Here is a 13512-nt window from a genome sequence, read left to right on the forward strand (position 1 = left end):
ACACCCCGGACGACGCGGGCGCCGCCGCGCAGCCGGTGCGCCGCACCACCTCCGTGTTCGGCCGGTCGCCGGGGCGGGGCGCGGCAGCTTCGGGTGCCGCGGGTGCCGCGGGTGCAGCCGCCGCGCAGCCCACCACGTCGGCCGACGCCGCGACGTCCGCGCCCGTCGAGCCCGGTCCCGCCGGCGGCTGGCGCCCGAGCGTCCCCGATGCCGGGGAACCGCCGGTCTTCCCGCCGTTCGGCTCCGAGCCCGCCGGGACCGCGGGGGCCACGCCCGCCGACGGCCCGGCGGACCGCCCGGGCTGGGACCTGCCGTTCCCGGCCGAGGAGCGTGCGACGCCCGTCGCCGAGCGGCGCATCGACCCGACCCGCTGGGTGCTGGGCGGCGTCGCGCTGGCCGTGATCATCGGCGTGATCATCGCGATCAGCAACGTGCTCGCGCCGTTCCGGTCGCCGGGCGACGGCACCGCCGAGCCGGCTCCCGCCCCGGCCACCTCCGCGCCCGCCGCCGAGGCGCCCGCGGAGGAGCAGCCGCCCGCCGGTGAGGAGCAGGCACCGGCCGCGGCGCCTCCCGCCATCGCCGCCGTCACGACCATCGACCCGTCCGACGGCGACGGCGAGCACGAGGAGCTCGTGGGCCGGCTGGTCGACGGCGATCCCGCGACCTCCTGGTACACCCACACGTACAACCGGCCCGACTACGCCGGGTTCAAGGACGCCGTCGGGCTCGCGATCACCCTGCAGGCGCCCGCGACGGTCACGGCGATCACGCTCGACGTCAACGGGTCGGGCGGCGCCGTCGAGGTGCGCTCGACGGACGCCGCCAACCCGACGGCGGGCGACGTGCTGGCCTCCGGCGCCCTCGCGCCCCAGACCGTGCTGACCCTGTCGCAGCCGACCGAGACCCAGAGCATCGTGCTCTGGTTCCCCTCCCTGGCGCAGACGCCCGACGGCCAGAACCGCATCGAGATCTCCAACCTGTCGGTGTCCTGACCCCTGCGACCAGGCACCCCGGCGGCGCGGAACAGACCGCGCCTAGGATCTGTTCTCCGCTGCATCAGCTCGTTCCCCGACCTCGAGGAAGCACCGTGACCGAGACCCCCGTCCGCGACATCGTCATCGTCGGCTCCGGCCCCGCCGGGTACACCGCCGCGATCTACGCCGCGCGCGCGGGCCTGGCCCCCTACGTGGTGGCGGGCTCCGTCACCGCGGGCGGCGCGCTGATGAACACCACCGACGTCGAGAACTTCCCCGGCTTCCCCGACGGGATCCTCGGCCCGGACCTCATGGACAACCTGCAGAAGCAGGCCGAGCGGTTCGGCGCCGAGGTGCTCTGGGACGACGCCGTGGAGCTGGACCTGGCCGGACCGGTGAAGACGATCGTCACCGGCGGCGGCGAGACGATCCGCGCCCGCGCGGTCATCCTGTCGACCGGTTCCGCCTACCGCGAGCTCGGCCTGGACGACGAGAAGCGGCTCTCCGGCCGCGGCGTGTCCTGGTGCGCGACCTGCGACGGGTTCTTCTTCCGCGACCAGGACATCATCGTGGTCGGCGGCGGCGACTCCGCCGTCGAGGAGGCCACCTTCCTCACCCGGTTCGGCAAGTCCGTGACGATCGTGCACCGCCGCGACGAGCTCCGGGCCTCGAAGATCATGGCCGACCGCGCGAAGAACGACCCGAAGATCCAGTTCGCGTGGAACTCCGAGGTCGTGGGCATCCACGGCGACGAGAAGGTCACCGGCGTCACCCTGCGCGACACCGTCACCGGCGAGACCCGCGAGCACGGCGCGACCGGCGTCTTCGTCGCGATCGGCCACGTGCCGCGCACAGAGCTGCTGGCGGGCCAGGTCGACCTGGACGAGAACGGCTACATCGTCGTCGAGGGCCGGTCGACCCGGACCAACCTGCCGGGCGTCTTCGCCGCGGGCGACGCGGTGGACCACACGTACCGCCAGGCGATCACCGCCGCCGGCTCCGGCTGCTCCGCCGCGCTCGACGCCCAGCACTACCTCGCCGCGCTCGGCGACGTGGACCCCGCCTCGCCGGCGGAGATCCCCGCCGCCGTCGAGCAGGCGGACGTCGACGCCGCGGACGCGCTGGACGCGCAGGGCGCCGACACCGCCTCGGCCGCGGCCGCCGCCGGGCACTGAGCCCCGGCGTGGCCGCCCTCGCGGTGACCGCCGCGACCTTCGAGCAGGAGGTGCTGCGGTCCGAGCTGCCCGTCGTCGTGGACTTCTGGGCGGACTGGTGCGTGCCGTGCCGCATGGTCACGCCGGTGCTCGAGGAGCTCGCCGGCACCTACGCGGGTCGGCTGCGGTTCGTCGCCGTCGACACCGAGGCGGAGCAGGACCTGGCCGCTCGGTACAACGTCGTGTCGATCCCCACCCTGTACGTGTTCCACCAGGGCGACCTGGTCCGGACGCTGGTCGGGGCGCGCGAGAAGCGGGCCTACGCGGCCGAGCTGGACGCGGCGCTGGCGGAGATCGCCACCTGGTGACCGCCCCGCCCGGCACCCGCTGACCCCGGAGCCTCCCCGTCCCGCGGACGGGGAGGCTTCGTGCACGTGCGGCGCGCCCGCGGTGGACAGGGCGGGGGACGGCGGGAGTGGCGTGGCACACTCGGGAGATGACCGCTCTCGAGCGGCCCGACGGCACGGCGTCGGGCCCCCACCCGACCCCGGCCGCCGGCACGCGGCTCGACCCCTGGCTCGGCTCCTACGCCGAGCGCACGCACGGCATGCGCGCCTCGGAGATCCGCGCGCTGTTCGCCGTCGCCAACCGCCCCGAGGTGGTGTCGCTCGCGGGGGGCATGCCCTACCTCGAGGGCCTCCCCCTCGACGTCATCGGCGACCTCGCCCAGCGCGTCGTCGCGACCCGCGGCACCACCGCCCTGCAGTACGGCTCCGGCCAGGGCGACGAGACCCTGCGCGAGCAGATCCTCGAGGTCATGCGGCTCGAGGGCATCGAGGCGCACCCGGACGACGTGGTCGTGACGACCGGCTCGCAGCAGGCCCTCGACCTCGTGACCCGGCTGTTCGTCGACCCGGGTGACGTCGTGGTCGCGGAGGCGCCGTCGTACGTCGGTGCGCTCGGCGTGTTCCGCGCGTACCAGGCCGAGGTCGTGCACGTGCCGCTCGACGCCGACGGGCTGGTCCCCGAGGCGCTGGAGACGACGCTGGCGGACCTCGCGCGGCAGGGCCGGCGGGTCAAGTTCCTCTACACCGTCCCGAACTTCCACAACCCGGCCGGCGTGACGCTGTCGGCCGAGCGGCGGCCGAGGATCCTCGAGATCGCCGCCCGCTACGGCGTGCTCGTCCTCGAGGACAACCCGTACGGCCTGCTCGGGTTCGACCGGGAGCCGCTCCCCGCCATGCGGTCGCTGAGCGACGAGGGCGTCATCTACCTCGGCTCGTTCTCCAAGACGTTCGCACCCGGGTACCGCGTCGGCTGGGCGGTCGCACCGCACGCCGTGCGCGAGAAGCTCGTCCTGGCCTCGGAGTCGGCGATCCTCTCCCCGTCGAACGCCTCGCAGCTGGCCATCAGCGCCTACCTGGCGACCTGCGACTGGAAGGGCCAGGTCAAGGCCTTCCGCGAGCTGTACCGGGAGCGCCGGGACGCGATGGTCGGCGCGCTCGCCGAGCACCTGCCCGACGCGTCGTGGACCGTGCCGGACGGCGGGTTCTACACGTGGGTCCGGCTGCCCGAGGGCCTGGACGCCAAGGCCATGCTCCCGCGGGCCGTCACCGCCCGGGTCGCGTACGTCCCGGGGACGGCGTTCTACTTCGACGGGCAGGGCGCCGACCACATGCGGCTGTCGTTCTGCTTCCCCACCCCGGAGCGCATCCGCGAGGGCGTGCGCCGGCTGGCCGGCGTGGTCTCCGCGGAGAGCGAGCTCGTGTCGCTGTTCGGCACCGGCGCCCACGCGGCCCGCGGCGACGTGCAGTCCCCCGGCCCCGACCTGGCCTGACGCCCCGTCCGGGCGGCCGGGCGGCGCGCGCCCGGCCGCACCCCGCGACCCGGTACGGTCGAGGCGGCGCCCGCTGCCCGTGGACACCGGTGCCACCCCGCCCGTCGACGACCGGCCGCCCGCGGCCGTACCAGGAGGACCCGACCCGTGCCGCTCGACCCCGCCCCCGCCACCCCGCGCGTCGTCGTCCTCGCGGGCGGTCTGTCGCACGAGCGCGACGTCTCCCTCCGCTCGGGCCGGCGGGTCGCGGAGGCCCTGCGCTCGGCGGGCGTCGACGTGTCCGTCCACGACGTCGACGCCGACCTGGTGCCCGCCCTCGCGGAGACCCGGCCGGACCTCGTCTGGCCGCTGCTGCACGGCGCGAGCGGCGAGGACGGCTCCGTCCGCGACGTCCTCGAGCTCCTCGACGTGCCGAGCCTCGGCACCGGCCCCCGCGCCAGCCGGGTCGCCTGGAGCAAGCCGATCGCCAAGACCACGGTCACCCGCGCCGGGATCGCGACCCCCGAGTTCGTCACCCTCCCGCAGAGCCTGTTCCGCGAGCTCGGGGCCGGACGGGTCATGGACGCCGTGGTCGCGAAGCTCGGGCTGCCGCTCGTGGTGAAGCCCTCCCGGGGCGGCTCGGCGCTCGGCGTGACGCTCGTGCGGACCGCCGAGGAGCTCCCCGGCGCGATGGTCTCCTGCTTCGCCTACGGCGACACCGCGCTCATCGAGCGGGCCGTCGAGGGCATCGAGGTCGCGGTCGGCGTCGTGGACCTCGACGGGTCCCCCGTGGCGCTCCCCGCCGTCGAGGTCGTCACCGACGGGCCCTACGACTACGACGCCCGGTACAACCCCGGCCGCACTGAGTACTTCGCCCCGGCCCGGCTGCCGGACGAGCTCGCGGCCCGCGCCGCCGAGACGGCTGTGGCCGCCCACCAGGTGCTCGGCCTGCGGCACCTGTCCCGGACGGACCTCATCATCGACGCCGACGGCCAGCCCTGGTTCCTCGAGGTGAACGTCGCACCGGGCATGACGGAGACCTCCCTGTTCCCGCAGGGCGCCGAGGCCGGCGGGCACCACCTGCCGACGCTCTACCGCCGGCTGGTGGAGGCGGGCCTCGCCGACCGCTGAGGGCGGCCCGCGACACACGCAGCGAGGCGCCGGCATCCCGGACGGGGAAGCCGGCGCCTCGTGGCGTCAGGCGGTCAGGAGCGCAGGATGCCCGGGTCGTCGGGCGCCAGGCTCGACAGGATGCGGTTGAGGTCCTGCACCGACGCGAACTCCACCGTGAGCTTGCCCCGCTGCTTGCCCAGGTCGACCTTCACGCGGGTCTCGAACCGGTCGGAGAGCCGGCTCGCCAGGTCGTCCAGGGCCTCGTTGCGCAGCCCCGCACGCGGCCGCCGCTGCTTCGGGGTCCCGTCCTCGGCGCCGAGGGCGACGATCTCCTCGACCGCGCGCACCGACAGCCCCTCCGCCACGATCCGCTGCGCGAGCCGCTCGATCGCCGCGCCGTCGCTCAGGCCGAGCAGGGCGCGGGCGTGGCCCGCGGACAGCACCCCCGCGGCGACGCGGCGCTGGACGAGCGGGGGCAGCCGGAGCAGCCGCAGCGTGTTCGAGATCTGCGGGCGGGACCGGTGGATCCGCCGGGCCAGCTCGTCGTGCGTGCAGCCGAAGTCGTCCAGCAGCTGCTGGTACGCCGCCGCCTCCTCCAGCGGGTTGAGCTGCGAGCGGTGCAGGTTCTCGAGCAGGGCGTCGCGGAGCAGGTCCGCGTCCTCCGTCTGCCGCACGATCGCCGGGATCGTGTCGAGACCCGCCGCCTGGGTCGCGCGCCAGCGCCGCTCGCCCATGATCAGCTCGTAGCCGTCGTCCACCGCCCGCACCACGACGGGCTGGAGCACGCCGATCTCGCGGATGGAACCGACGAGCTCGTCGAGCGCGTCCTCGTCGAACACCGACCGCGGCTGCCGGGGGTTCGGGCGGATGGACCCGACCGGGAGCTCCGCGAACACCGCACCGGGCACGGGGACCAGGTCGTCCACCTCGGCCGTGGGCGGCATCGGCGGGACCTCCGCGGCCGGGGCCTGCTCGGCCGGCGCCTGCGACCGGGCGCGGGACGGCTGCCGGACGGTCAGCGAGGGCACGCCCTTGCGGCCGTTGGACCGCGTGGCGGTGGCCGCCGGAGAGGTCGCGGGCGACGCGGTCGAGGCCGGGGTCGAGGGGCCGCCGACGGGATCGGCGTCCGGCGGCGACTGGGTCGACTGTCGGGTATCCCTGCTGGTCAGCGCCTCGGGACGGCCGTCCGGGGCCGTACGGTCCGGGAAGAAGACGTCGACGGGCCGGTCCCCCTCACGGGGCTCCGCCCCGGTGGGGATGAGCGCGCCCAGGCCGCGCCCGAGACCTCGCCGCTTCTCGCTCACACGTCCTCCTTCTGCCGGGCGGCGGTGGTGCCGCGCTCGGCGAGCTCTCGCGCCGCCTCCAGGTAGGCCAGGGCACCGCTCGAGCCGGGATCGTACGTCAGGACCGTCTGCCCGTAGGACGGCGCCTCCGACACCCGCACCGACCGTGGCACGGTCGTCCGGAGGGTCTTGTCGGGGAAGTGCTCCCGGACCTCCTGCGCGACCTGCTGGGCCAGGTTGGTCCGCCCGTCGTACATCGTTAGCAGGATCGTCGACACGTGCAGGCCGCGGTTGAGGTGCGCCTGGATCAGCTCGATCGACTTGAGCAGCTGGCTCAGCCCCTCCAGCGCGTAGTACTCGCACTGGATCGGGATCAGCACCTCGTCCCCGACGACGAAGGCGTTGACGGTCAGCAGCCCGAGGCTCGGCGGGCAGTCCACGAGCACGTAGTCGATCCGGGGCTCGCCCCGGCGCTCGCGCTCCTCCAGATAGGCGTGCACGGCGTTCCGCAGCCGCGTCTCCCGGGCCACCATCGACACCAGCTCGATCTCGGCGCCGGACAGGTCGATCGTCGCCGGCGCGCACCACAGGTTCGGCACGTCCGGGCTGGGGTACACCGCCTCGGCGAGCGGCGTCCCGTCCACGAGCACGTCGTAGACCGAGGTCACGCCGGCGCGGTGGTCCACGCCCAGCGCCGTGGACGCGTTGCCCTGCGGGTCGTTGTCGATCACGAGGACGTGCAGTCCGGACTGCGCCAGCGCCGCCGCCAGGTTGACCGTCGTCGTCGTCTTGCCGACGCCGCCCTTCTGGTTGGCGACCGTGATGACCCGCGTCCGGTCCGGCCGCGGGAAGGTCCGCCCGCGCAGCTCGATGCGGCGGCGGGCGTCGCGCCGCAGCTCCGCCATCAGCGGGGTGTCGTCGTCCGCGGGCGGCAGGCTCTCGACGAGCGCGGCACGCCGCCGCTCGTCGGGGTCCTCGGTCGCCCAGCGGCTCGGGTTCGTCGTCACGCGCCCTGTCCCTTCGTCGAGCGGCGCGGTCGACGGGACCGGCCCTCCGTTCCACGTGAAACGCGGCGGGCCCCCGGGTCCGGCGCGACGCCGGGGCCCGTCCGGGTCACCAGCACCACGCTGGTCGGCTCCAGCCCAGGCAGGGTCGGCGCGACCTCGATCGACGCCGGTCCGCCTCCGAACCGCTCCCCCACCGCGGTGGCGGCCTCCGCCTCGTCCTGGGCCCGGCCGCCCTTGAGCGCCACGAGGCGGCCGTCCACCGCCAGCAGCGGCAGGGTCCAGCCGTACAGCTTGTCCAGAGCGGCGACGGCGCGCGCCGTGACGGCGTCCGCCCGCAGGGAACCGATCTGGTCCTCCGCGCGGCCGCGCAGCACGCGGGCGTTGGCCAGGCCGAGGGCGTCGACGACCTCGGTGAGCCAGTCGGTCCGGCGCTCCATGGGCTCCAGCAGGACCACCTCGGCCCTCGGTCGCATGGCCGCGACCACGATGCCCGGGAGGCCGGCGCCGCTGCCCACGTCGACGATCGTGCCGGTCTCGGGGAGGAACGGGACCACTGCGGCGGAGTTCACCACGTGCCGCTCCCAGAGCCGCGAGACCTCGCGCGGGCCGACCAGTCCGCGGAGAACGCCCTGGTCACGCAGCATGGCGTAGAAGCCCTCGACGGCCGGCCAGGCAGCGCCGAAGTGCTCCGGCAGCCGCGGGTCGCCGTCCAAGGGGTCGACGGCCACGTCGCGCTCCTCGTCGTCGCGCGCGGGGGCGGACTCAGGCCGCACAGCACTCCCCTGCTCTCGGGATCGGGTGGTGCGCGGGTCGATCACGGACCGGTGCGCACTGGAGTCCTACGGTACCGCGCGGCTCCGACGCGACTTGTCGCCGGAGGGGTGTGGCGGACGCTCATGTTCCACGTGGAACAGCGCGACGTGTGCTGTTCCACGTGGAACGAAGCTGCCCGCGCGGTGCCGGGGTGCCTCGCGGAGGTCGGCCTCGGTGGGTACCCGGGACCGCTCCATGCGTTGTCCGGCCGCTTCCGCCTCGGCCGCTTCCCCCGGACCGCCGGTCTGAGCCCGACCGGTTGCTCTCCTCGAGTTCGGCCGTCGGGCGGCTGCCCGGCTGCCGTCACTTCGCGGCCGCCGGGCGGACCTCGTGGGCTCGCGACGGTGCGGGCCCGCCGTCGGGCGCGCAGTACCGCGCGACGCTGCACGAGGGGCCACGCGTCCACGATCGCGGCGGCGTCCGGAGGGCCCGGGTGCCCGGTCGTCGGGGCGTCGCCGGGAGGGCCCGGGTGCCTGGTCGTGGCGGCGGCGCTCCACGTGAAACACGTCCCCGGGACGGGCGGGCGCCGCCCAACCCGGGACGGGCACGGCGCAGCCCGGCATGAGCGCCGTCCAGCATGCGCGCCGCCGGCGGAGCTCGGTACCTGGCCCGGGTCGGCCCCGCAGAGCGGACCGCGGGAATCGGGGCCGGCCGCGAGCCGAGATGAGCGCCGCCGGCCTGCAGGAGGCGGGGCTCGGCCCCTGCCGAGCGCCACACCGTGGCGTGCGCTGTTCGTGACCAGGGTGGCACTCGCCCCACAGGGCGCACGGGGCCCCCTGACGCGGAAGCCCGCAGGGCGGTCGCCGTCCGTCGGGAGGTCGGGCCGCGATCCACGTGAAACGCGACGCCAACACGTGCACCGGCGGACGATCGCCCGCAGGAGCCGGGGCGGCCCGCTCTCTCCTTGTGCCCCTGGCCGCGTGCCCCATGCCGCCCCAGGGGTGCGCGCGGATGACCCCGCTCGCTCACCCGCCACCAGGGTGCCCGCCGCCGCGTGCGCCGCATCGAGCGCCTGGAGCTGCGGCCCTTGCCACCCCACACGCGCTCGTGGCGCCCGCGGCGCGGGGAGCCGCCCGACCGAGATGCGCGTTCCACGTGGAACGGACCGCACAGGTGGGGCAGCGAGAGCCTCGCGCAGCAACCGACAGGCCGCTGCTCCATCACGACGAGCCCTGCGCCGCGGCACGCCGCGGCCACACGGTGTCGCGCCGGTATGTTCCACGTGGAACAGACCCCTTCTCACCATGCAGGATGGGCACGGGACCGCTCTGCAGGCGCGGGAACGGCATCGGTCGACCCACGCCGACGCGGGTCCGCGCACGACGACGCTGCGAGTGGGCCACGCACCGCCGCGCCCTCCGCACCAGGCGAGCGACTCGGGACGCCACCCGCTGCAGGGCCGCCTGTCCGATCAGGAGAGTGCGGCGCGCCGCACCACCCCGCGGCGTGATCGTGTGCGCCGTGGTGTGCGTGCCACGTCGACCGCCGCGTGCTCATCAGCCGGACGCGCGGCATCAGGTGGTGTCGTCGTGCGCCGATGCCCTCGTCGTGCAACCCCTCCGCCTCTCCCGGGCGCACTGCTCCTCCGGGGAACGCGGGGCATCCACGAAGGTCTTCCGGAACACCGGGTCACGGTCCTGAGACGCCACGCCGAGGCCATGCCCCGCCCCCTCGCACCCTGCTGACGGACGCTGACGCGCCTCCGTGCGTTCTTCGGACGGCGCGACGTGCGCCGAACGGCCCGACAGCGGCCTGCCCGCATGGCGTTCCTCCGCCGCCCTGACACCGGCCTGCCCAGCATCGCGTTCCTGCGCCGACCTGCCGTTCGCCCATTCGGCATCGCGTGCGCGCGACCGGTCTTCACCCCTACCGACTTGCCACCCACGCTGCTGCCCTCACGCGCGCGCTAAGCGGTGCCCCCGGGTCGCCGCGGTCGACACTCCCGCCGGCCATAGAGGAACGCGACCCGCCGGCCGTCCCGGCCGGCCGAGGAGACCGCCCTTGACCGAACGACCGCGCGCTCCCCTCCCCCGCCGGCGGGCCCGCGTGCTCGCCCGGCGACCAGGCGTCGCCGGCTCCCGGGCGGCACCCCTGACCGGGAGCTGTCCCGCGTGGGACCGCGCGCCCGTCCCCCGCACGCCCTCGCCACCGCCCCCTGGCGTCGGCACGGCCTCGCCGAGATCGGTGCTTCGCGTCGAGATCGGTGGTCGCAACGACCGATCTCGGGACGAAGCGCCGATCTCGGCGGACGAGCCGCGCCGGGCGCGCGGGGCGGGTGGCAGACGCGGTGAGACGCGTGGTCGGAGCCCTCCGCGCCCGCGCTTGGCAGCATCTCGATGTCCGCTCGGAATTCGCCGTCTCTTTACCGCGAAACGAGTTCGCACAGACCGCCTGAGAGGGCGGCCTCCGGAACGACGAGAGGCCGGTCCCGTCCGGGACCGGCCTCTCGATGGCTCCTGTCGAAGCGCCTGCCGAGCCTCAGCTCGCCGGCTTCACGACCACGTAGCGCGACGGCTCCACGCCCTCGGAGTCGGAGGTCATCCCGGCGGCCGCGACGGCGTCGTGCACGACCTTCCGCTCGAACGGGTTCATCGGCTCCAGCGACACCGCAGCGCCGGACGACCGCACCTCGGCGATCGCCTGCTCCGCCACCTCGACCAGCTCCGTCTTCCGGCCGGCCCGGTACCCGGCGATGTCCAGCATGAGCCGGCTGCGGTCGCCGGTCTTCGCCTGGACCGCGAGGCGGGTGAGCTCCTGCAGGGCGTCGAGCACCTCGCCGTCCTCGCCGACGAGCCGGCGGAGGGCGCGCTCGGTGCCCTCCTCCGCGACGATCTCGACGGCCGCACGGCCGTGGTCGACGTCGATGTCGATGTCCCCGTCCAGGTCGGCGATGTCGAGCAGCTCCTCGAGGTAGTCGGCCGCGATCTCGCCCTCCTCCTCGAGGCGGGTCACGGCGCCGGCCTCACCGGCTGCGTCGGTGGGAGTGGTCATGTGGGGCTCTCCTTGCTGGGAGGGTCGGGTCGCGCCGAGGGCGCGGAGGTCTCAGTCGTCGGTCGCGCTGCCGGACGGGGTGCCACCGGGCCGGCGCTGCGCCGCACCACCCGTGCCCTGGCCGGTGCCGCTCCGCTTCTTCTTGCCGGAGGTCGCCTGGCCCGAGCCCGCGCCGCCCGCGGGCCGGCTGCCCTGCCCGGATCCCGAGCCGGACGAGCCGGTCCCCGACGCCTTGGCCGCGCCGGCGCCGCCCTTGGCCGCAGCGCCCGCGCCCTTCGCCGTGCCCGCGCCACCCGTGGCCGCGGTGTCCCCGGCCCCGGAGGCGGCCTTCGCCGCACCACCGGACGCAGCAGCTGCGCCGGACGAGCTGCCGCCCGCCGCACCCGGCGTGCCCGCCGGACGCTTCTTCGCCCGCGCCTTGCCCACCGGCTGCTGCCGCTGGCCGCTGACCGGCTTCTCCTCGATCGTGAGGGTGTCGGACTCCTCGATCGCGATCCCGCCGTGGTGCGCGGCCTTCTTCGCCTGGCGGGCCTTGAGCGCCTTCTCGGCCTGCGACCCGGGCGCCGGCATCCGGCGGATCGTGTAGAACTGCTGGCCCATCGACCACAGGTTGGTGGTCGTCCAGTAGATGAGGACACCGATCGGGAAGTTCACGCCGGAGAAGGCGAAGATCAGCGGGAAGACGTACATGAGCATCTTCTGCTGCTGCGCCATCGGGCCCTCGAGGGCGGCCGGTGGCATGTTCTTCATCGTCAGCTGGCGCTGCGTGGTGAAGGTCGTGAGCGACATCGCGACGACGAGCAGGATCGTCACCCAGCGCACGTTCGCCGCGGCGTCGCCGAACTGGGCGGCGTTCATGAAGGTCGCCGACAGCGGCGCGCCGAAGATGCTGGCGCTCTCGGCCTGCGCGGCGAGCTCCTGGGTCAGCGGGCCGAGGTTCGGGCGCGGGTAGTCGCCGCTGGCGAGCTGCGGGAGCGAGTTCAGGACCCGGAACAGGGCGAAGAAGATCGGCGACTGCGCGAGGATCGGCAGGCACGAGGAGAACGGGTTGGTGCCGTGCTTGCGGTACAGCTCCATCGTCTCGCGGCTCATGGCCTCGCGGGACGCCGGGTCCGTCTTCCCCTTGTACTTCGCCTGGATCTTCTTCATGTCCGGCGCGAGCATCTGCATGCCGCGGGACGCCTTGATCTGCTTGAAGAACAGCGGGATCAGGATGATCCGCATCACGATCACGAGGCCGACGATCGAGAAGCCCCACGCGGCGCCGCCGGCCGGGTCGAGACCCAGCCAGGTCAGCAGCGAGTGGAACTGCACCATGATCCAGGCGACCGCGACCATGATCGGGTACAGGATGTTGTCGAACCAGGACATCGTGGACTTCTCCAGGTGGTCAGTGCGCGGAGGCGACCGCGTCGTGCGGGTGTCGACGGTGCGACCCCGCCGGTGGAACGTCGTCGACGCCGCCCGGGTTCCACGGGTTGCAGCGCAGGATCCGCCAGACCGCCAGCCGCGTGCCCTTCACGACGCCGTGCCGCTCGAGGGCGATCACGGCGTACGCGGAGCACGACGGGTAGAACCGGCAGGTCGGCGGGGTGAGCGGGGACAGGTAGCGCTGGTACCCGCGGATCAGGAGGACGAGCACGCGGCGGGGCAGCCGCACGACGGCACGCAGGGCGCGGGCCACGGCGCCCGCCCGGTCGGAGGTCATCGGCCCGGACCCGCCGAGGCCCCGGCCCGTTCGGCACGGCGCCGGGACGCCGTGCGCAGCGCCCCGTCGAGGTCGCGCCCGAGCGTGGCGTAGTCGGCCCCTGCCGACGGGGCCAGCGCCCGGACCACGAGGTCGGCGTCCGGAGGCAGTGCCCCCAGTCGCTCGCCCGTCAGGGCCCGCAGCCGCCGCTTGACCCGGTTGCGGGTCACGGCGTTGCCCACGCCCTTGGACACGACGAAACCGACCGCCGGACCAGGTCCGGGGTCGGTTCGCGTCACGAGGTGCACCACCAGCGTGCTCCGCCCGGCGCGCGCGCCGCCACGGACGGCCCGCTCGAAGTCGGCGGACCGGCGCATCCGGTGCGCGGCGGGCAGCACCGCGTCGGGTGGGTCAGGCCGACAGCTCGGCGCGACCCTTGCGCCGACGGGCGGCGAGGATCGCGCGGCCGGCACGCGTCCGCATGCGCAGACGGAAGCCGTGCGTCTTGGCGCGACGCCGGTTGTTCGGCTGGAAGGTCCGCTTGCTCACGATGGTCTCCAAGTACTTCGGTACATCGGCCGACGTCCGGCCAGGTCTGCTGTGCCCGTGCTCGACTGCTCCGGTACCCACGTCATCGACGCGGCCGACGTCAGGGCACGCCAGCAGGAGCCATC

General features: G+C 74.8%; 12 protein-coding genes and 1 pseudogene. 5 read left to right on the forward strand and 8 right to left on the reverse strand.

Annotated elements, in window-relative coordinates:
- From FA014_RS19770 to FA014_RS00020, 5 genes and pseudogenes are all read left to right on the forward strand, one after another.
- Positions 1–992: pseudogene (locus FA014_RS19770) on the forward strand (hypothetical protein); the annotation flags it as partial.
- 95 nt (positions 993–1087) lie between these two features.
- Complete coding sequence (gene trxB / locus FA014_RS00005) at positions 1088–2149, forward strand: thioredoxin-disulfide reductase (protein ID WP_154727666.1); 1062 nt, start codon at positions 1088–1090, stop codon at positions 2147–2149.
- Between the two features lie 8 nt (positions 2150–2157).
- The gene (gene trxA, locus FA014_RS00010) at positions 2158–2496 is read left to right on the forward strand and encodes a thioredoxin (RefSeq protein ID WP_154727667.1); all 339 of its coding nucleotides are present in this window, start codon (positions 2158–2160) and stop codon (positions 2494–2496) included.
- Between the two features lie 128 nt (positions 2497–2624).
- Entirely contained in the window at positions 2625–3965 is a 1341-nt protein-coding gene (locus tag FA014_RS00015) for an aminotransferase-like domain-containing protein (RefSeq protein ID WP_154727668.1), read from the forward strand.
- 147 nt (positions 3966–4112) lie between these two features.
- Positions 4113–5075: a D-alanine--D-alanine ligase family protein gene (locus FA014_RS00020; RefSeq protein ID WP_154727669.1), complete on the forward strand. Its 963-nt coding sequence runs from the start codon at positions 4113–4115 to the stop codon at positions 5073–5075.
- Positions 5076–5149: 74 nt separating this feature from the next.
- On the opposite strand, the gene FA014_RS00025 is transcribed toward FA014_RS00020, so the two are convergent.
- From FA014_RS00025 to rpmH, 8 genes are all read right to left on the reverse strand, one after another.
- Complete coding sequence (locus FA014_RS00025) at positions 5150–6361, reverse strand: ParB/RepB/Spo0J family partition protein (protein WP_154727670.1); 1212 nt, start codon at positions 6359–6361, stop codon at positions 5150–5152.
- Positions 6358–7347, reverse strand: coding sequence for an AAA family ATPase (locus FA014_RS00030; RefSeq protein WP_328288154.1), 990 nt, complete (start codon positions 7345–7347; stop codon positions 6358–6360). Before FA014_RS00030 ends, FA014_RS00025 begins: the two co-directional genes overlap by 4 nt.
- Positions 7344–8075: a 16S rRNA (guanine(527)-N(7))-methyltransferase RsmG gene (gene rsmG, locus FA014_RS00035; protein ID WP_230322750.1), complete on the reverse strand. Its 732-nt coding sequence runs from the start codon at positions 8073–8075 to the stop codon at positions 7344–7346. Before rsmG ends, FA014_RS00030 begins: the two co-directional genes overlap by 4 nt.
- A gap of 2563 nt (positions 8076–10638) precedes the next feature.
- Positions 10639–11151 carry a Jag family protein gene (locus FA014_RS00040; RefSeq protein ID WP_154727672.1) on the reverse strand — a complete coding sequence of 171 codons (513 nt, stop codon included), beginning with the start codon at positions 11149–11151 and terminating at the stop codon, positions 10639–10641.
- Positions 11152–11202: 51 nt separating this feature from the next.
- A complete protein-coding gene (gene yidC, locus FA014_RS00045) occupies positions 11203–12522 on the reverse strand; it encodes a membrane protein insertase YidC (protein WP_154727673.1) in 1320 nt (439 codons plus the stop codon).
- A 19-nt stretch (positions 12523–12541) separates the two neighbouring features.
- Positions 12542–12859 (reverse strand): membrane protein insertion efficiency factor YidD, encoded by a 318-nt coding sequence (gene yidD / locus FA014_RS00050; RefSeq protein ID WP_154727674.1) that lies wholly within the window; start codon positions 12857–12859, stop codon positions 12542–12544.
- Positions 12856–13236: a ribonuclease P protein component gene (gene rnpA / locus FA014_RS00055; RefSeq protein WP_154727675.1), complete on the reverse strand. Its 381-nt coding sequence runs from the start codon at positions 13234–13236 to the stop codon at positions 12856–12858. The genes yidD and rnpA overlap by 4 nt, the downstream gene beginning before the upstream one ends.
- A gap of 13 nt (positions 13237–13249) precedes the next feature.
- Positions 13250–13387: a 50S ribosomal protein L34 gene (gene rpmH / locus FA014_RS00060; RefSeq protein WP_010849920.1), complete on the reverse strand. Its 138-nt coding sequence runs from the start codon at positions 13385–13387 to the stop codon at positions 13250–13252.
- Positions 13388–13512 lie beyond the last annotated feature (125 nt).

It is taken from the genome of Cellulomonas hominis, from assembly GCF_005239125.1.
Classification (GTDB): domain Bacteria; phylum Actinomycetota; class Actinomycetes; order Actinomycetales; family Cellulomonadaceae; genus Cellulomonas; species Cellulomonas hominis_A.